This window comes from Sphingomonas profundi (assembly GCF_009739515.1).
In the GTDB taxonomy this organism is placed as follows: Bacteria; Pseudomonadota; Alphaproteobacteria; order Sphingomonadales; family Sphingomonadaceae; genus Alterirhizorhabdus; species Alterirhizorhabdus profundi.
The window spans coordinates 4,466,006-4,485,103 of sequence record NZ_CP046535.1 but is presented as its reverse complement, the minus strand read 5'-3'; the positions used below and the strand labels follow the sequence as shown (position 1 = coordinate 4,485,103).

18 protein-coding genes are annotated in these 19,098 nt (G+C 67.7%); 5 read left to right on the top strand and 13 right to left on the bottom strand.

Features of this window, described 5'->3' with window-relative positions; genetic code table 11:
- Positions 1-2: 2 nt before the first annotated feature.
- Genes GNT64_RS21180 through GNT64_RS21165 form a run of 4 tightly spaced genes read right to left on the bottom strand, consistent with a single transcriptional unit; the run spans position 3 to position 3,984 of the window.
- Positions 3-1,028 carry an NADPH:quinone oxidoreductase family protein gene (locus GNT64_RS21180; RefSeq protein ID WP_197277181.1) on the bottom strand — a complete coding sequence of 342 codons (1,026 nt, stop codon included), beginning with the start codon at positions 1,026-1,028 and terminating at the stop codon, positions 3-5.
- A complete protein-coding gene (locus GNT64_RS21175) occupies positions 1,025-1,828 on the bottom strand; it encodes an enoyl-CoA hydratase (protein ID WP_156681285.1) in 804 nt (267 codons plus the stop codon). Before GNT64_RS21175 ends, GNT64_RS21180 begins: the two co-directional genes overlap by 4 nt.
- A gap of 21 nt (positions 1,829-1,849) precedes the next feature.
- Complete coding sequence (locus GNT64_RS21170) at positions 1,850-2,950, bottom strand: phosphotransferase (protein WP_197277180.1); 1,101 nt, start codon at positions 2,948-2,950, stop codon at positions 1,850-1,852.
- Entirely contained in the window at positions 2,947-3,984 is a 1,038-nt protein-coding gene (locus tag GNT64_RS21165) for a zinc-dependent alcohol dehydrogenase (protein ID WP_156681283.1), read from the bottom strand. Before GNT64_RS21165 ends, GNT64_RS21170 begins: the two co-directional genes overlap by 4 nt.
- Between GNT64_RS21165 and GNT64_RS21160 the strand changes: the two genes are divergently transcribed.
- From GNT64_RS21160 to GNT64_RS21140, 5 genes are all read left to right on the top strand, one after another.
- Complete coding sequence (locus tag GNT64_RS21160; protein WP_156681282.1) at positions 3,953-5,236, top strand: aldo/keto reductase; 1,284 nt, start codon at positions 3,953-3,955, stop codon at positions 5,234-5,236. The genes GNT64_RS21165 and GNT64_RS21160 overlap by 32 nt on opposite strands.
- A gap of 91 nt (positions 5,237-5,327) precedes the next feature.
- A complete protein-coding gene (locus GNT64_RS21155) occupies positions 5,328-5,744 on the top strand; it encodes a nuclear transport factor 2 family protein (protein WP_156681281.1) in 417 nt (138 codons plus the stop codon).
- A gap of 5 nt (positions 5,745-5,749) precedes the next feature.
- Positions 5,750-6,139 carry an EthD domain-containing protein gene (locus GNT64_RS21150; RefSeq protein ID WP_156681280.1) on the top strand — a complete coding sequence of 130 codons (390 nt, stop codon included), beginning with the start codon at positions 5,750-5,752 and terminating at the stop codon, positions 6,137-6,139.
- A gap of 54 nt (positions 6,140-6,193) precedes the next feature.
- Positions 6,194-7,846 (top strand): AMP-binding protein, encoded by a 1,653-nt coding sequence (locus GNT64_RS21145; protein ID WP_197277179.1) that lies wholly within the window; start codon positions 6,194-6,196, stop codon positions 7,844-7,846.
- Positions 7,847-7,880: 34 nt separating this feature from the next.
- The gene (locus GNT64_RS21140) at positions 7,881-8,867 is read left to right on the top strand and encodes a quinone oxidoreductase family protein (RefSeq protein ID WP_156681279.1); all 987 of its coding nucleotides are present in this window, start codon (positions 7,881-7,883) and stop codon (positions 8,865-8,867) included.
- Positions 8,868-8,939: 72 nt separating this feature from the next.
- On the opposite strand, the gene GNT64_RS21135 is transcribed toward GNT64_RS21140, so the two are convergent.
- The 9 genes from GNT64_RS21135 to GNT64_RS21095 form a co-directional block, all read right to left on the bottom strand.
- Positions 8,940-10,016: an acyl-CoA dehydrogenase family protein gene (locus GNT64_RS21135; protein WP_156681278.1), complete on the bottom strand. Its 1,077-nt coding sequence runs from the start codon at positions 10,014-10,016 to the stop codon at positions 8,940-8,942.
- Positions 10,013-11,203 (bottom strand): acyl-CoA dehydrogenase family protein, encoded by a 1,191-nt coding sequence (locus GNT64_RS21130; protein WP_156681811.1) that lies wholly within the window; start codon positions 11,201-11,203, stop codon positions 10,013-10,015. The genes GNT64_RS21135 and GNT64_RS21130 overlap by 4 nt, the downstream gene beginning before the upstream one ends.
- A 13-nt stretch (positions 11,204-11,216) precedes the next feature.
- Positions 11,217-12,017 carry a crotonase/enoyl-CoA hydratase family protein gene (locus GNT64_RS21125; protein ID WP_156681277.1) on the bottom strand — a complete coding sequence of 267 codons (801 nt, stop codon included), beginning with the start codon at positions 12,015-12,017 and terminating at the stop codon, positions 11,217-11,219.
- Positions 12,014-12,775, bottom strand: a complete 762-nt coding sequence (locus GNT64_RS21120; protein ID WP_156681276.1) for an SDR family NAD(P)-dependent oxidoreductase — start codon at positions 12,773-12,775, stop codon at positions 12,014-12,016. The genes GNT64_RS21125 and GNT64_RS21120 overlap by 4 nt, the downstream gene beginning before the upstream one ends.
- Positions 12,776-12,787: 12 nt before the next feature.
- A complete protein-coding gene (locus tag GNT64_RS21115) occupies positions 12,788-13,966 on the bottom strand; it encodes a thiolase family protein (protein WP_156681275.1) in 1,179 nt (392 codons plus the stop codon).
- Between the two features lie 121 nt (positions 13,967-14,087).
- The gene (locus tag GNT64_RS21110) at positions 14,088-15,266 is read right to left on the bottom strand and encodes an NADH:flavin oxidoreductase (RefSeq protein WP_231639142.1); all 1,179 of its coding nucleotides are present in this window, start codon (positions 15,264-15,266) and stop codon (positions 14,088-14,090) included.
- A gap of 110 nt (positions 15,267-15,376) precedes the next feature.
- Positions 15,377-16,930, bottom strand: coding sequence for a long-chain-fatty-acid--CoA ligase (locus GNT64_RS21105; RefSeq protein WP_197277178.1), 1,554 nt, complete (start codon positions 16,928-16,930; stop codon positions 15,377-15,379).
- 5 nt (positions 16,931-16,935) lie between these two features.
- Entirely contained in the window at positions 16,936-17,694 is a 759-nt protein-coding gene (locus GNT64_RS21100) for a crotonase/enoyl-CoA hydratase family protein (protein WP_156681274.1), read from the bottom strand.
- Positions 17,695-17,808: 114 nt separating this feature from the next.
- Positions 17,809-18,963: an acyl-CoA dehydrogenase family protein gene (locus GNT64_RS21095; RefSeq protein WP_422396612.1), complete on the bottom strand. Its 1,155-nt coding sequence runs from the start codon at positions 18,961-18,963 to the stop codon at positions 17,809-17,811.
- Positions 18,964-19,098 lie beyond the last annotated feature (135 nt).

The following is a 19,098-nucleotide window of genomic DNA, read 5'->3' as shown; positions in this document are numbered from 1 at the left end:
CTTCAACCTGCGATCTTGATGACCACGCGGCCGGCGACCGCTCCCGACGCCACATCGGCCAGCGCCGTGCCCACCTGATCCAGCGCATAGCGCCGGGCGACCGGGGGCACGCTCAGCCGTCCCGCGCCGAACAGCGCGATCAGCCGCCGCGCCTCGGCCGCGCACTGCTCCGGTTCGAGGCGGTAGCCCTCCAGCAGGTTCGCGCCGACCAGCGAGGCGCCCTTCAACAGCATCAGGTTCGCCGGCAGCGAGGGGATGGTACCCGCGGCAAAGCCGACCACCACCAGCCGTCCATCCCATGCGAGCGTGCGGAATGCGCGTTCCGTCGCCGCCCCGCCGACCGGATCGTACACCACGTCGACCCCCCTTCCGCCGGTGAGCGCCTTGACCTGATCGCGCCAATCCTCCGCCCGGCTGTCGATCGCGACGTCGGCACCTGCGGTGAGCGCGATCGCCCGCTTGCCCTCGCTGGAGGCGGACGCGATCACTCGCGCCCCCGCGACCTTGCCGAGTTCGACCGCGGCAAAGCCCGTGCCGCCGCCGGCGCCGAGCACGAGCAGCGTCTCGCCCGCCGCCAGCCGCCCCTTCCGCAAGGCAAAGGCGCTCGTCTCGGTGTTGGAACGGAACAGCGCGGCTTCCTCCAGCGCGACCCCATCGGGCAGGCGAACCGCGTTCGCGGCGGCGATGCACGCATATTCGGCGAAGCTGCCCACGATGCGCCGATCCACCCGCGCATTGCCGACGAAGCCACACGCTGCGATCCTGTCGCCGACCTGAAAGTCATTCACGCCCTCGCCAACCTCGCTAACCGTGCCGGAGGCTTCGGTGCCCGGTACGAAAGGGAGGTGTGGCCGCACCTGATATCGCCCGGTCGCGATCAGCGTGTCGCCGAAGTTTACGGCGGCCGTGTCGACGGCGAAGACGATCTCGCCAGGCGCGGCGCGTGGCCGCGGCACCTCGACGACCGGATAAACCTGGGGATCGATCCACTCGCGCACCAGCACTGCCCGCATCGCGGCCCCCGTCATACGCTGCTCCCCCGCTTCATCGCGCCGATCGCGGCGCCCATGTCGCCGGCCGTGCGCGCCTGGCCGTCCGTGCTCATGTGGGAAAGCTGGTGCGTATCGAAATGCGCATCCAGCGCGGCACGGAAGCCCTGTATCTCAGCCGTGCGATTCAGCGAGCGCTTCATGAGACGCAACGCGAACGGGGAGGATCGGGCGATCCGCTCCGCCAGCTCCAGGGTGACGCCTTCTAGGTCGGCGCGCGGCACCACGCGGTTTACCATCCCCATGGCCAGCGCCTCTGCCGCCGTCACCCGCCCGCCGGCATACAGAAACTCCTTGGCCTGCCGCAGCCCCATCACCCACGGATGCACCAGCATCTCCACCCCGGAGATCGCGACCGCGCCCACCACGGGATCGGCGAAGAAGGCATCGTCGGATGCGACGATCAGGTCGCACATGTTGGCGATCATGAAGCCGGCGGCGATGCACGCGCCCTGCACCTGCGCGATCACCGGCTTAGGCGCATCCCACAGCCGCAGCGCATAATCGCGATAGCAGCGAGATTCGAACTCGTAGCGATCCTCCGGATTGCGCTGGTGGCGCATGGTGTCGGGATCTTTCAGGTAGTGCCCCGCGCTGAAGTGCGCGCCGGTAGCCCCCAGCACGATCACCCGCACCGCCGGATCGGCGATCGCATCGGCGAGCGCCGAATCCAGCGCGTCGAGGAACGCGGCGCTCTGCGCATTCCTGCGCTCGGGCCGATTATGCGACAGCCGCGCGATCGGCCCGATGCGCTCGATCAGCAAGCCCGGCTCAGCCATGTCGCCACTCCAGTCGACGGCTCAAAGGCCGAGCAGTCCGAAGGAATCATGGTCCATCACCGCTGCCGCTGCCCGAGCGGCGTTGGCGGTGTTGGTTGCCTCCGGCTGCCAGGTGCTGCTGTTGTTCAACCAGATCATCAGCGTGCAGATGGCCGAGGCGCGATAGACGAGCCATGCCTCCTCGAAGCCTGGCGGCTCTACGCCGAAACGGCGCAGGTCCGCCAGGTAGCCGGCCAGCAGCGCCCGCTCCCACGCGCGCCTGTCAAGAATGTCCAGGGCCGGGATTAGGAAGCGTACGAGCCCCAGCGGCCACGCCTCGCCGCGCGCCAGGAAATCGTAGAGGCCGGGCGTGCCGTCCGGCTCGACGAACAGGTTACCGAGATGCTCGTCGCCATGGACGATCACCTTCGCATGCGCCTCTAGCCTGGCGACCAGCCGCAGCCAGCCCGCCTCCATCCGGTCCGGATCGCGCAGCTTGCGCGGCATCGCGGCCCCGCGCGGCGAGACGACGGAGGTCTGCCAATGCTCCGATCGGGGCAGGATATCGAAATAGTCGGAGCGGATCCGCGCCGCATTCTCGCCCGCCGGGGTACCTGGCCCCCACTCGCCGCCGGGCGCAAAGGCCGGGCTGTTCCAACTTTCCGCATGGAAGCGCGCCATCGCCGTCAAGAAGCGGGCGGCTTGACCATAGTCCAGCGTGTTGAACGCGGTAGGGAAATAGGTCGGCTCGCGCGTCGCCATATCCTCGAACAGCAGCACGACGGCCTCGCTCGGCTCCGCCTCCCAGGTCTGGTACAGCAGGCGCGGCACGTTGACCGTCAGCCGGGGCAGGATGTCGCGGTATGAGACCAGTTCGGCCATGTTCGAGAAGTCGATGATACGCCCGCGCGATGTCGTGCCGTTGAACGTTCCCTTCACCACTAAAGTCGGCGGCAGCCCGGCCTGCTCGCCGGCTGCGTCATAGGCCAAATGGACGCGCGCCTTGTTCGGCTTGTGCCCCATCGTCGGATCCACCTTGGCCGATGTGACCTTGATGCCCGGATGCGTCCGGCGGAGAACCGCCGTGAGCCACTCCGGCGTGACCTGATCGAAGGATCGCGGAACTGGTGGGTGATCGTTCATGCTACGTTGGTCTCCTGCTCGTCCGGGCGCCATGGATCGACCATCACCTTGCCGGCCACCCTGCCGCCCCTCATCGCTTCGATCTTGGCCGGCAACGCGCCCAGGCCGATCGTCTCGCCCTGCATCGCCAGTGGTTCGACATGCCCCGCGTCGAGCGCATCGACGACGGCGCGAAAGTCGCCGAGCGTGTAGGCAAGGCTGAAGCGCAGCGTAACCTGCTTGCCGATCGCGGCACCGAACGCGATCGTCTGCGGATCGAAGCACAAGCCGGCCGAGACGACGGTGCCGCGCGGCCGGACCAGCGCGAAAGCCTGCTGGAGGACGCCCGTAGTGCCCGCGCATTCGATCACCACCTCCGCCGGTCCGCCAAGCGCCGCCACCGTTTCCGTGTCGAGCGTCTCTCCCTGCGTCAGGAAGGCGTCCGCGCCGATCGCGGTGGCAAGCCCGTTACCGCGATCGGAGCGCGCGACCACCGCGATGCGAGCGGCGCCCGCCCTGCGCGCGGCATAGGTGGCCGCCAGCCCGATCGGCCCCGCGCCGAGCACCAGCACGCGTGATCCGGCGCCGACGCCGGCCAGCCGGGCGGCCTGCCAGCCGCAGGCGAGCGGCTCCACCAGCGCGCCGTCCGCCAGCGAGAGCGCGTCCGGCAGCTTCGTCACCAGCCGGGCGTCGGCGCGGGTATACTCGCCGAAGCCGCCCATGATGTGATGGCATTCGAGGCAGCCATTGGGGTCGCCGGCGCGACAGGCGACACAGGCGCCGCAGCCGGCCGTCGGCAGGGCCGTCACCCGGTCGCCTATGGCAAGGCCCGTCACCGCGCGGCCCAGCGCCACGATCTCGCCGGCATATTCATGGCCCAGTGCGGCGCCGGCCGGGAAATGGACGGGCGAGGCCGGATCCGTCATCGTCAGATCGCTCCCGCAGATGCCGCAGCGTCCCACCCGGATCACCACCTCGTGATCGGCGGGCTCCGGATCGGGATGTTCCTCGATCGTCAGCGGCGTGCCGACGCCGTGGAAGATCACGCGTCTCACCGGCTGCTCTCCTTGTGGCTGTCTCGCTGTGGTCAGCATCGCTACGTGCCCTGTAGGTCAAACGATCCGGCTCCGTTTGTTTGCGGGCGCAATCCGACTGGCCTGTCGGCAGCAAGCCGGATGTCGTTCCGCGCTGGACAATCCGCCGTGCGGCCACAGTTATGGGCGTTGCGTGCGAAAGCGCCGACCTGCGGCGGGAACCCACAACGGGCGGGATATCGCCATGTCACTCAAGCGCAATCGCGTCGGCCGCAGCGCCGTTTCCGTCAGCGAACTCGGGCTCGGCGGCACGAGCCTCGGCAACCTGTACACTGCGGTGGACGACGGCGCGGCTCGCCGGCTCATCACCGCCGCGAGCGAGGCCGGTATCACCTTCTTCGATACGGCGCCCTGCTATGGCGCGGGGCTCAGCGAGCAACGGCTCGGCACCGTCCTGCCCTCGTTAGACCGGGCGAGCTTCGTCCTGTCTACCAAGGTCGGCTATGCGCTGATCCCGCTGGAGGAAGGCGAGGACAATCCGTCGCTGTTCGTCGACATTCCGCGCTGCCGTACCGCCTATGATTTCTCGTACGACGGAGCGATGCGATCGATCGAGGGCAGCCTCCGCCGGCTCGGGCTGGACCGGGTGGACATGGTCGCGATCCACGATCCCGACGAGACCGTGGGCATCGATCCCGCGGCCGATCCCTATGCCCGCAGCCACTTCTCCGAAGCCATGAACGGCGCCTATCGCGCGCTGGATCGCCTGCGTGCCGACGGCACGATCGGTGCGGTCGGCGTCGGCATGAACCAGTGGCGCATGTTGGTCGATTTCGTCGAGGCGGGAGATTTCGATTTTGTCCTCGTTGCCGGCCGTTACACCTTGTTGCAGCACGATGCCGCGCCGGAGCTGATGGACGCGTGCCTGCGTCGCGGCGTCGGGATCGTCGCCGGCGGACCGTACAGTTCCGGCATCCTCGCCTCCGGTGCCGTGGACGGCGCCTATTTCAACTATGCGCCGGCCAGTGCCGCGATGCTGGACCATGTCCGCCGGATCGAAGGACTCTGCGCCCGCTTCGGCATATCTCTGCCCGCCGCCGCGCTTCGCTTCGCGCTGCGCCATCCCGCCGTCGTCAGCGTCATTCCGGGCGCGCGATCGATCGAGGAACTCGACGGCAACCTCGCCGCCGTCGCCGAAACCGTGCCGGACGATTTCTGGACGGCGCTGGTCGAGGAAGGGCTCCTGCCCGAAGTCGCGCTCGGTCCGATTTGACTGTCGCGGCAGGCCGGCTTCACCCCATGCACCGCGCGCTTGGCCTCGCACCTCGTCTGGTTCCAGGTAAGCGCGGACGAGGGAGAGTGGCATGACCGCAACAAGGACCGCGCGGCAGGTGGTCGACGATGCCTATGAGGCGCTGTTCGCACGAGACGATCTCGACGGTTTTCTCGCCGATTTTGACGACGCGTCCGAACTGGTCGAGGCGACGTCGCTGCCTTATGGCGGCACCTTCAGGGGCAAGGCGGCGATCAAGGCGGCCATCCAGAACGTCTTCGGCTACTGGCGCGACTTCGCCTACACGATCGATGCGATCGCTGACGGCGAGGAGTATGTGATCGCCTATGGCCGCTTCAGCGCGACGGCGACCACGACCGGCACCCGCATCGACATCCCGCTGGCCGAAGTCTGGCGTATCCGGTCGGGCAAGGTCGCCCTGTGCAGTCCGCTCTACAGCGACACCAAGCTCGCGCTGGATGCGCTCGACATCCGCAAACCGGAGTGAACCGCATGATCAAGATGATCTACTTCCTGAAGCGCAAGGCGGGCACCACGCCGGACTTCTTCCGCGAGCATTATGAGAGCAGCCACGTGAAACTGGCGCAGAAGTATATCGGCCATCTTCTGCTCGGCTACGTGCGGAACTATCCGCAGTTCGCGCTGCTCAATCCCAGCAACATCCCCGCCGGCACGCAGCCCGCCCCCTATGACATCGGTTACGACTGCATCACCGAGATGGTGGTGGCGGATCAGGCCGCAGTGGAGGAGATCACGCGCATCTTCAACGACGACGACATCAATCCCATCCTGGTCGAGGACGAGCTGAAGTTCTTGGAGCGCGATGCGACCGTGATGATCCTCGTCGAGAAGGTCGATACCGGAACCAGGCTCGCCGCCTAGCCGCTGCTGCCGCCCGCGCTGCCGTCCAACCTGCCAGTTCCTGGAATTACCGCCATGTCGACATCCGCCATGCTCCAGCCGAAGCCGTCCGCGCGGTCGGCCGAAACCTATCGGCGCGGCCCACGCGATACGGTGATCCACGCACTCGCCCGCGCCGTCGAACAGCATGGCGACAGGGATTTCGCCAATATCGGCGGAGAGCGCATCACCTATCGCGAGATCGACGCGCGCACCAACGCGATGGCGCGCATGTTCGCGCAGCTGGGCGTGAAGAAGCAGGATCGTGTCGTCACCCTGTTCGACAACAATATGGACGTGCTGATCTGCTGGTTCGCGATCAACAAGCTCGGCGCGATCTGGGTGCCGATCAACACGGCCTATCGCGGCGAGTTCCTGCGCCACCAGATCTGTGATTCCGCGGCCGAACTGGTGCTGTGCGACCGGCATTATCTCGACCGGTTCGTCGAGATAGCGGGAGAGATACCGGATGTCCGCCGCATCCTCTGCCGTGACACCGGACCGTTGCCAACGGCCGATATCCCGATCGAGCCGCTCGACGCCTATCGCGGGGACGACGGCTCGCCGCTGCCGATCATGGTCGAGCCGCACGATCTTGCCAGCCTGATGTACACCTCGGGCACGACCGGCCCCTCCAAGGGCTGCATGATAAGCCACAACTATCTCTGCATGCAGGGCCGGCAGCAACGCCGCGCGATCCCGCAGACGCATGAGGACGTGGCATGGACGCCGCTGCCGATGTTCCACGCCGCCGCGCTCACGATCGTGCTTGGCGCGCTTGTCGAGGGTATGCGCTTTGCGGTGTGGCCGCGCTTCTCCGTTTCCAGCTTCTGGGACGATATCGAGGCGTCAGGCGCCACCAACGCCCTGCTGATGGCGTCCATCTTCCCCCTCGTCGCGCACGCGCCCGACACGCCGGCGATGAAGCGGTGTTACGGCCGGTTGAAGATGATCTACGGCCAGCCGATCACGCCCGAGGTCCGCGAGATCTGGCAGACCCGGTTCGGTGTGCCGCTCGTCTCCTCCTGGTCCTACGGCCAGACCGAGGGCGTGCGCCTGACGATGGTCGACGCGGACGAGACCCCGCCCGCCACCTGCGCCGGCCGCGTCACCGACGAGTTCGAGATGATGATCGTCGATGGCGACGACCAGCCGCTGCCCGATGGCGAGGTCGGCGAGATCGTCTATCGCCCGCGCGAGCCGAACGTGATGTTCGAGGGCTATTGGCGGCGCCCCGAAGACACCCGCAAGGCCTGGCGTAACCTGTGGATGCATTCGGGTGATCTCGGCTACCTGAAGGGCGGCTACCTTTTCTTCGCCGACCGCGCGAAGGACTATCTGCGCGCGCGCGGCGAGAACGTCTCCAGCTTCGAGCTCGAGCGTGTCTATGCCGGCCACCCGGCCATCGCGGAATGCGCCATCCACGCGACGGGCGCGCAGGACGCGGAGGACGAGATCAAGGCGACCATCGTCCTGCGCGAAGGCGCCGAACTCTCCGAGCACGAGCTGTGCCTGTGGTCGATCCAGAAGCTGCCGCATTTCGCGGTGCCACGCTTCTACGAATTCCGTCGCGAACTCATCAAGAACCCCACGGGCCGGGTGCTGAAATACCGCCTGCGCGACGAGGGCGTCACCGCCGCCACCTGGGATCGCGAGGCGGCGGGCATCGTCGTCCGCCGGCAACGCTGATCCACTCTTTCAGCTATAGTGAGGACCATAGGATATGCGCGCTTGGCAGATCGAGGCCCAGACGGGCGCCCAGGATCTCCGGCTGGTCGATCTGCCGAGGCCGACCATCTCCGGAACCGAGGTTCTCGTCCGCGTGACGGCGCCCGGCGTCGTGCCATTCGACGGCGCGATCATCAACGACGAGAATGAAGCGAACTTTCCGCCGGCCAGCTTCCCGATCATACCCGGCAATCAGGGCGCCGGCATCGTCGAGGATGCCGGCGCCTCCTCGTTCGCCGTCGGCGATCGCGTGATGTTCGGCGCCTTTCCCTACGGTTTCATGCGGCCGGGCAGCTGGGCAGACTATGTCGCGGTGGAGGCGGACCACATGGCGCGCATCCCCGCCTCCGTGCCGGACGGCGCCGCCGCGCAGGCGGCCGTCGCCTATCCCACCGCCTATCGCGCGCTGAAGGAAGCCGGCATGGCGCCGGGCAAGACCGTCCTGGCCACCGGGATCGGCGGATCGGTCGGCAATGCGGCCTATCAGCTGGCGCGGGCGATGGGCGCGGCGAAGGTGTTCTCGACCACCAGCTCGCCCGACAAGGCGGCAAAGGCGGCCGAAGCCGGCTTCGACAACGTCATCGACATGTCGAAGGAAGCGATCGCGGACGGCGTCATGGCGCGCAACGGCGGCGTCGGCGTGGATATCATCATCGATTCGCTCGGCGGCGCGGTGATCGGCCAGGCGGTGAAATGCCTCGTCCGCTACGGCAAGGCGATCGTGCTGGGTTTCGCAGCAGGCCGCGGCTCCACGATCACCTTGGCCGATCTGATCCTCGTGCGCGGCAGCATCCAGGGCTATGGCGTCTACACGTGCACCCCCGACGAATGGCGCGAGGCGTGGGACGACTTCACTCGCTTCGCCGATCAGGGCACGGTGAAGCCGCTGTTCGATCGCAGCTTCCCGTTCGACGAGGCGCCGGCGGCGCTTAAGTACATGAGCACGGCGCGTCCGTTCGGCTCCGTCGCGCTTACGATGTAGCAAAAGAAAGGGGCCGGCGGGGTAGGAGAGACGATCTCCTGCCCCGCCGGCCCCTTTCTGCGTCCGTGAGCCTTAGAGGCGGGCCAGCGCGCGTTCCATGACGGCGGGCGCGATGCGATCGCGTACCTGCTCGGGCGTCTCGTCGATCATCTCGTTCATCAGCGCGCGCTTCAGGAACAGGTGACAGTCATATTCCCATGTGAAGCCGATGCCGCCGTGGAACTGCACAGACTCCTCCGCCACCGCGCGAAACGCATCGACCGCCAATATCCGCGCCTGCCCGGCGAGATCGGCCCACCCCGCACCGCGTCTCGCGAACGTGATGGTGGCGTGATCGGCCAGCGCCCGCGCGATCTCCAGCCCCACCTTGAGGTCGGCCGAGCGATGCTTCAGCGCCTGGAAAGACCCGATCGGGCGATTGAACTGCTTGCGCGTACCCATATAGGCGATCGCCTCATCCAGGCACTGCAGGCCGGCGCCGATGCAATCCCATGCCATCGCCAGATCTCCGTGCGCTCGCGCGAGGCGCGCGGCACCGGCCCCGGTCAGGGAGACGGCATCGACACCGCGCAACCTGATGTCGCAGAACGATCGCGTGCGGTCCCACGTATCGACGGGCATCACCGTCACGCCATCGACCGACAAATCGACCAGCAGCACCGGCCCTTCGCCATCCTCTGGCAGGATCAGCAGGTCCGTCGCATCCGCCGTGCCCGGCACCGTGATGAAATCCGCGTCGATCGGAGTTTCCGCCGGAACAGTCGCCCACAGCGTTGCCACGCGCGCCTCACCGCCGGTTATCCGATCGAGCAAGGCGGACGCCGCCGCACCGCCGGTGGCGGCAAGAACGTCGACCGCCTGCAACGTCGCCGCGAGTGAGAGCGGCGACAGCGCGCGCCCCATCTCCTCATAGATAGGCGCAAGCGCGGCGAAGCTTTGGCCAAGCCCGCCATTGGCCGGCGGCGCGGTCAGCAGCACCCAGCCGAGTTCGCTTATCTCGCCGAGCAGCGCCGATATATCCGCGCGCGGCCTTTCGTGCCAGCCGGCACGCCGGTCGATCCGATCCGCCAGCAGCCGCTTCGCGCCCTCGCGCAGTTCCTCCGGCTCGATCGCCTCGATCGGTTCGGCCATATCGGTCGCGGGCGTCATGCGAGCTTCTCCCGCGGCATCATCAAGACCCTTTCGGCGACGATGTTGCGCTGGATCTCATTGGCGCCGCCGGCGATGTTCCACTGATAGGAATTCATGAAGTCGAACATCCAGTTGCTCGTCTCATAGCCCGCACCTAGCACGTATCGCGTGTCGCGTTGCGCCGCCATTCCGCGCAGACGCAGGCCGAGCGCGGTGAAATCGCGCAGGATCCGCGCGTAGCCGAGCTTCAGCATCGAGGCATCGCCCACACCCTCCTGCCCGGCCATGCGCCGCGCCATGAACGCCGCGATCATCGCGCGCAGGCCTTCGATCCGCGCCGCGATGTCGACGATCCGGCGCCGGGCTTCGTCGTCGATCCGGTCGGCCTCTGCCCCGTCTTGCGTCACGATCCCCACCAGTCGCCAAAGCGACCGCGCCAGCCGCTCGGTCAACTCCACCAGAGTGAGGCCCCTTTCGGACGACAGCGTCGTCTGAGCGACGCGCCAGCCCTCACTCTCCTGGCCGACGAGGTTCTCGACCGGGATATGCACGTCGTCGAGGAACAGCTCGGCAAATTCCTCGTCGCCGGTGATCTGGCGGATCGGCCGCACCTCCACCCCCTTGGACTTCATGTCCATCAGCAGGAAGGTGATGCCGGTCTGCTTCGGCCCGCTCGAACCGGTGCGCACCAGCAAAAGGCACCAGTCCGCGAACTGGCCGAGGGTGGACCATATCTTCTGGCCGTTCACGACATAATGATCTCCGCGCCGCTCGGCCTTGCAGCGCAGCGACGCCAGGTCGGAGCCGGCATTAGGCTCGGAGAAGCCCTGACACCAAATCTCTCCCTTCAGGATCGCGGGCAGGTGGCGCGCCCGCTGCGCCTCGGTCCCGCACTCCATCAGGGTCATGGCGGCGTGATAGAGCGCGACGAAGAACAGGCTCATGCGGGGTGCGTCGGCGCGAGCAATCTCCTCGAAGATCGCGACCTGCTCGGCCAGCGAGCGGCCGCCGCCCGGCCATTCCTTCGGCCAGTGCGGCGTGGCATAGCCGCCCTCCACCAGCCGGGCCAGCCATTCGCGCTGGGACGCGAGGAAGCCGTCGATATTGTCGCCGGCCTGCTGCTCCCGCCAGTCGGGAGGCACGTTTTGGGCGAGCCAGCCGCGAAGCTCCTCGCGCAAGCCCTCGACGTCGGATTGCTCGCTCACGCCTTCGCTCCCTTCACTGGCCGATAAAACGCGGCTGCCGCTTTTCGAGGAACGCGGCCACCGCCTCACGGTGATCGTCCGTCCCGTGACACAGCGCCTGCGCCGCCGCCGAGGTTTCGAGGATGCCGGCAAGGCTCGCGGTACGGCCCTCGCGCAGCAGCCGCTTGGTCATCCGCACGGCATGCGGCGGGTTCGCGGCGATCCGCTGGGCCAGCCCCCGCGCCTCGTCCATCAGCCGCTCGTCCGGCACCACGCGGGAGACGAGGCCGCAGGCCAGCGCTTCCGCCGCGTTTAGCAGATCACCCGTGAAGGCCATCTCGCTCGCCCGCGAGAAGCCGACGACGCGCGGCAGCAGCCACGCCCCGCCATCGCCCGGTACGATGCCCAGCTTGACAAAGCTCTCCGCGAATTTCGCGCTCTCGCCGGCGATCCGGATGTCGCACATGCACGCCAGATCGCAGCCGGCGCCGATCGCCGGGCCGTTGACGGCGGCGATCACCGGCACCTCGATGGCCTCGAACAGCAGGGGCAGGCGCTGGATGCCGTTGCGATAGTTGCGCCGCGTGTTCGCGCCGAGAGAATCGTTCAGCCCACCGCCCGGCTTCATCGCGGCGATGTTGCCGCCGGTCGAGAAGGCCTTGCCCGCGCCCGTCAGGATCACCACCCGCACCGCAAGATCACGATCGGCCGCCTCGATCGCGGCGACCAGCGCGTCAATCGTCGGCGGATCGGAGATCGGATTGCGCTGGTCCGGCTGGTTCAGCGTCAAGGTGACGACGCCATCTGTCTCGTCATGCAGGATCAGCCCGCTCATCGCGGTGGCATCCTTATCGCGCCATCGAGGCGGATCGTCTCGCCGTTCAGCATCGGGTTCTCGATGATCTGGCCGGCCAGCATAGCGAATTCGTGGGGCTGACCCAACCGCGACGGATGCGGCACCGCCTTCGCCAGCGATCCCCGCACATCTTCCGAAAGGCGGGCGAGGATGGGCGTGTCGAACGTACCCGGCGCGATCGTGCAGACGCGGATCTGGCGGCCCGCCAGATCGCGCGCGGCCACGATCGTCATCCCCACAATACCCGCCTTGGCAGAGGCATAGGGGATCTGCCCGATCTGCCCCTCAAACGCGGCCACCGATGCGGTGAGAATCACCACGCCGCGTTCGCCATCCACCAGTTCGCTCTTGGCCATCCGAGCCGCGCCCAGGCGCAGCACGTTGAAGCTGCCGATCAGATTGATCCGGACGACCATCTCGTAGGTTTCGAGCGATCCCGGCTCGCCATGCTTGTCGACCACGCGGATCGGGCCCCCACGTCCCGCGCAGTGCACCACCGCGCGCAGCGGACCCACCGTCTCGGCCGCGTCGAACACGGCGTTCATCTGCTCCGTGCTGGTCACGTCGGCGGTGACGAAGCGGGTGCCGCCGCCAATCTCGCTCGCCACCTCGTCGCCATTAGGCGCCAGATCGGCGATCACCACCTTCGCCCCCTGCGCCACCAGGCGCTCGGCGGTCGCGCGGCCCAGCCCGGACGCGCCACCGGTGACGACGGCGACGATACCTTCGATATTCATGCTTCCGCCCCCTCAGAGTCGTTCTATAATCGTCGCGTTGGCCTGCCCGCCTGCCTCGCACATCGTCTGCAGGCCGTAGCGGCCGCCGCTCTCCTCCAGTCCGTTGACCAGCGACGACATCAGCCGCGTTCCCGACGCGCCGAGCGGATGGCCGAGCGCGATCGCCCCGCCGCGCGGGTTCAGCCGCTCCGGATCCGCCTTCAAATCCTTCAGCCAAGCGAGCGGAACCGGCGCAAAGGCCTCGTTGACCTCGAACTGGTCGATATCCGCAACGTCCATGCCGGCCTTCTTCAGGATGCGCTGGGTCGCCGGGATCGGCGCGGTCAGCATCAGCAGCGGATCGTCAGCGATCACGTCGAACGCGACGAAACGCGCGCGCGGCCGCAGACCCAGGCGGTTCGCCATGGCCTCCGACATCACAAGGGCGACGGACGCGCCATCGGTGATCTGTGAGGAATTGCCTGCGGTGATGCTCCAGTTGATTTCGGGAAAGCGCGCCGCGATCTCGTCATTGTTGAACGAGGTCTTCAGCTGCGCGAGCCCCTCCGCGGTGGTGGACGCGCGGATCGTCTCGTCGGTGGAAACCGTGCCGCCCGGCGTCTCGATCGGCACGATCTCGTTCGCCAGGCCGCCCGCCTGCCGCGCCTGTTCCGCCCGCTGATGGGAGCGCGCCGAATAAGCGTCCATCGCCTCGCGGTCGATCCCCCAGCGCGCGGCGATCAGCTCCGCCGAGATGCCCTGCCCCACCATGCCGGGAAAGCGACACTCGAACGCCTCGCCGTGCGGCTCCTTGCCCATGCGCGCGCTGCCCATCGGCACGCGGCTCATGGATTCTATGCCGCCCGCCAGAACGATGTCGTACGCGCCCGCGGCGATGCCCTGCGCCGCGAAGTGGATCGCCTGCTGGCTCGATCCACAGCGTCGCTCCACCATTGTGCACGGCACATGCTGCGGGAAACCGGCCGCCAGCCACGCCGTCCGCCCAGTGGGCACCGCCTGCTCGCCCGCCTGGCTCACGCATCCCATGATGAGGTCGTCGACGAGCCCGGGGTCGAAGTCGTTGCGCGCCATCAGGGCGGCGATCGTCTGGGACAGCAGGTCGGCCGGATGCACCTCCGACAGCGCGCCACCCGCCTTCCCGCGTGCCATCGGCGAACGGACGATATCGACGATTACGGGATTGTTCTGCATTATCTCTTCCAGTTCCACCGGCCGGCGCCGGTCATGATCCGCTTGGCATAGATCAGCGCGAAAGACGGCGGAGCGGGTTTCGCCGCGAGGTCAAGACGGCGTTCGGCTGCAAGCAAAGCGATCAGGTTAGGGTGCGGATATCGGCCGTCGCATCGAAGGCGCGGATCGCCTCGCCGGAGCGGGCCTTGCGCGCCCATTGCGCGTCGCCCAGCATCGCGCGGCCCACCGCCACGAAATCGAACTCGCCACGCTCGAACCGATCCAGCAGCAGCTCTACATTGTCCACCGCTGCCATCGTCTTGGCCGTGTCGTACACGCCCTGGTTGATGCCGATGCCACCCACCGCCATCGAGCATTTGCCGGTCAGCGCCTTCGCCCAGCCGGCCAGGCTCAATGGCGAACCCTCGAACGCGGCCTTGTTGAAATAGCGCACGCTGGCGTCGAACACGTCCACCCCCGCATCTGCGAGCGGGCGCAACACCTCCGCCAGTTCCTCCGGCGTGTCGGCGAGCGTCGCGCGGAAATCCTGCTGCTTCCATTGCGAGAAGCGGAAGAAGATCGGATATTCCTCACCGATCGCGGCGCGGATGCGGCGGACGATCTCCACCGCGAAGGCCCCCCGCCGGGCGCGATCGCCGCCCCAGCGATCGTCCCGCTTGTTCGTGCCTTCCCACAGAAAATTGTCGATCAGATAGCCATGGCCGCCGTGCAGGGCGATGCCATCGAAGCCCACCGCTATCGCGTTGCGCGCACAGCGCACGAACGCATCGCTCGCCTCCTCGATCTGCGCCTCCGTCATCGGATCGCCGACCTGCGGATCGGCGGGGATGCTCTCAGGCGCGATCGAGGACTGTCGGCCGAGCGGGCCCCAGACGCCCGAGGGACTGACCGAGGCGACATCAGGGCTCGGCCCCGTTCCCGGCTTGCGCAGCACGCCCTGATGCCACAGCTGAGCCACGATCCGGCAATCGGCCGCGTGCACCGCATCCACCACGTTGCGCCACCCGGCCAGCACCGCGTCGCCGGCCATATAGGGCACGTCCTTCTCGTCCAGCCCGGCATCGCCGAGCGCGGCCGGATGATCCACCGCCACCCCCTCGGTGACGATGAGGCCGCAATCGCCTTCGGCACGGCGCGCATAATAAGCGGCCACGTCCGGCCCGGGCGCCCCGGCGGGGCTGAAGCCGCGCGTCATGGGCGCCATCACGATACGATTGCGCACCGTCATCCCGCGCACGGTGAGCGGCTGATAGAGCGGCTCGCGCGAGCGTGCGGCGGTCTTCTCGTTCAGGCTCATCATATCCCCCGGCTGTCGAGGGAGCCTTTCTATCGGCGCGCGCGCGCCGGCCGCCAGACGCGGCGCGAACAAGGCAACCGCCGCTGCAACTGGAGGCAAGGCGACGCCCCGCCTCAGTGAACGCGGCGATCCAGGCCTTGCCAATAGGGCTCGCGCAGCAGGCGGCGGAGCACCTTGTTGCCGGCGTTGCGCGGCAGTTCCTCCACCAGCGCCATTTGCCGGGGCACCTTGAACGCGGCGATCCTGCCGCGCGCCCAATCCGCGATGGAGGTCAGATCGGGGGAATGGCCCGGCCTTGGCACCACCATCGCCATCACCTCCTCGCCCCATCGTTCGGAAGGCACGCCGATCACCGCGACGTCCGCCACTCCCGGATGGCCGAAGATCGCATTCTCCACCTCGGCGGGATAAATGTTCTCACCGCCCGAAACGATCATGTCCTTGACCCGGTCGAGAATGAACAGATAGCCCTGCTCGTCGATCCGGCCGACATCGCCGCTGCGCAGCCAGTCACCGGGCAGGATGGTGCGCGCGGTCTCCTCGGGCAGGCGCCAATAGCCCTGCATCACCGCGCGGGAGCGCACCACCACCTCGCCCGTCTCGCCCGCCGCCATCCTCGTTCCGTCGCCGTCGACGATGCCGATCTCCACCCCCGGCATCGCCCGCCCGGCCGATCGCAGCAGCGCCCCGCCAGGGGCGACGTGATCTTCCGGCGAGAGCGCGACGACACCGCCCGCCGCCTCGCTCATCCCGTACATCTGGACAAAGCCGCAGCCGAACGTCTCCAGCGCGCGCGCGAGCAGCGCCTCCGGGATCGGCGATGCGCCGTAGGTTATGTAGCGGAGCGTGGCGAGGTCGGTCGTGCAGGCGTCCGCGTGATCGAGCATCTGGCGCATCGCCGCCGGCGCGAGCAGGACGTGGCTGATCCGCTCCGCCGCGATGAGGCGAAGCGCGAGCCCCGGGTCGAACTCCGCCGCGACGATCACCAACCCGCCGCCGTACAGGCCGAACAGCACGTAGGCCGTCCCCGCGATATGCGCGACGGGCAGAATGGCGAGGGTGCGATCCGAGGCCTCCGGAAACCATCGCAGGCCCGCGCGATAGCCGGGCGCGCGCAGGGCGAGCATGTTGCGGTGGCTGAGGACGGCACCTTTCGGCCGGCCCGTGGTGCCGGACGTATAGACCTGGAAGACGGCATCGTCGGGCGACGGCGTCGGTCCCGCATAGGCCGCATGATCGGCCGCGTCGGGGATCGCGCCCGCGAACGTCGTATCGGTCTCAGCCGCCACCTCGCCCGCCTGCGCGAGGAAACCGCTGTCCGCGAATAGCAGCTTCGCCTCCGCATCGCGCAGGATGAAGCGCCATTCCTCCGCCGCCAGCCGCCAGTTCAGCGGCACCAGCACCGCACCGACGCGTGCGACGGCGTATAGCAGCACGAAATAGCGGTCCGAATTCTTGCCCAGGAAAGCGATCCTGTCGCCGGGGCCGATCCCTCGCGCGGCGAGATAACCCGCCAGCCGGCCGGCCCAGTTCAGCAACGCGGCATAGCTGGTATCGACACCGTCGAAGCGGAGCGCCGGCGCATCCGGCCGATCGTCTGCATGACAGGCGATCACATCCCAGAGCGTGGCGACGCGATCATGGTCGATCGGCTGCGCTCCGGTCACAGGGGCTATTCCCCGCGCCACACGGGCTTGCGCTTCTCAGCGAAGGCGGCGGCGCCTTCCTTGGCATCGGCGGAGGCGAACAACGGCAAGGTGATCTCGTTCTGGCGATCGAACAGTTCGTCGGTCGGCCAGTCCTGGCTCTCGTTCAGCACGCGCCGGCTGACGGCGACCGCGAGCGGACCGTTCGCCGCGATCGTGCGCGCCAGCGCCAGCGCCCCCGCAAGCGCCTGACCCGCGGGGACCACGCGATTGATCAGCCCGTGCGTGGCGAGCAGGGCGGCCGGCACAATATCGCCGGTCAGCACCAGCTCGGTCGCGATCTTGATCGGAAGCTGGCGCGGCAGGCGAACGAGACCGCCCGCATTGGCGACGAGACCCCGCTTCACCTCACTCAGCCCGAACTTCGCCTCGTCGGAAGCGACGATCAGGTCGCAGGCGAGCGCCAGCTCGAAGCCTCCGGCCAGCGCATAGCCCTCAACGGCGGCGATGAACGGCTTTGCCAGCCTGGCCTGCGTGATGCCGGCAAAGCCCGTTCCCGGCAACCGCACCACTTCGCCGCGGAGGAACGCTTTCAGGTCCATGCCGGCGCAGAAATTGCCGCCTGCCCCCGTCAACACCGCCACGCGGATCGCTGGATCGGCCGCGATCCGCTCGACGGCCTCCGCCACGGCCAACGCGGTCTCCCGATCCACCGCGTTGCGCGCGTCCGGTCGATTCAGCGTGATGATGGCCACGCCGTCCTGGATCTCGAAGTCAACCGCCATGTCGTTCAGCCCCCCGCCAAAGGCGTTCCCCGGCGGTCGCACTTTCCGCCCCGCCGCAAACCGCGCCCGTGAAACCTTCCGGCGGGGATCCCGCCCGACCGGATCTCATTCGGCCTAGAGAGACCGTGCGATCAGCAATTTCATGATCTCGCTGGCCCCACCGTAGATCCGGTAGGCGCGCGCATCCTTGTACATCTCGGCGATTGGATATTCGAGCATGTAGCCGTAGCCGCCGAATAGCTGCAGGCACTCATCGATGATCCGGGCCTGCGCCTCCGTCACGAACAGCTTGGCCATCGATGCGGTGGCGGCATCCAGCCGGCCCTGCAACAACATGTCGGTGCAATGATAGAGGAAGGTCTTGGCCACGGTCGCCTGAGTCTTGCATTCCGCCAGCTTGAACTGGGTGTTCTGCAAGTCGAACAGGGTACCGCCGAAGGCTTTCCGCTCCTTCACATATTCAAGCGTCGCGGTCAGCGCGGCTTCGATCATGCCGATCGCCTGCCAGCCGATCACCAGCCGCTCCTGCGGCAGCTTCTCCATCAGCATGCGGAAGCCCTTGCCCTCCACCCCGCCAAGAAGGTTCTCGGCCGGCACGCGCATGTCGTTGAAGAACAGTTCGGCGGTATCGCGGCCCTCCTGGCCCAGCTTGTCCAGCAGCTTGCCCCGCCCGAAACCCTCGGCCTCGTCCGCCTCCACGACGAACAGGGAGACGCCCTTGGCGCCGGCCGCCGGATCGGTCTTGGCCGCCACCACGATCAGCGATCCGTGCAGGCCGTTGGATATGAACGTCTTTTGGCCATTGATGACATAATGGTCGCCGTCGCGCCGCGCGGTCGTCTTCATGCCCTGCAGGTCTGATCCGGCGGCCGGCTCGCTCATCGCCACTGCCAGGATCGTCTCGCCGGTGCACACGCCGGGCAGCCAGCGCCGCTTCTGCTCTTCGGAGGCGTAATCCACGATGTAGGGCGCCACCACCGCATTGTGCAGCGACAAAGCGAAGCCCAGCGCGTTCTTCACGCCCTGCCGCTCCATCAGCACCGCATCGTAGCGGAAATCCGCGCCGGCGCCGCCATATTCCTCCGGCACCGTCAGCCCGAGCAGGCCGGCCGCCCCGGCGGCGCGCCACGTCTCCTTGTCCACCGATCCCTGCTCGCGCCAGCGCGCCGCCTTGGCGGGCGCCGCATGATCGTCGAGGAAGCGATCGACCGCGTCCTCGAACATGCGCAGTTCCTCGCTGTCCATGAAGGCGGGCCGGGGCAGATCCATCGCGGGCAAGTGCGTTCCCTCAAAACGTCGGGATGATGCGCCGGTACGGCGTTCCTGACCGAAGCTCTAGGCATCGGCGGCGACCTGAAAAGCATGCCGGGCAAACGGGCAATTCGCCCTGCCGCTACAGGCAAT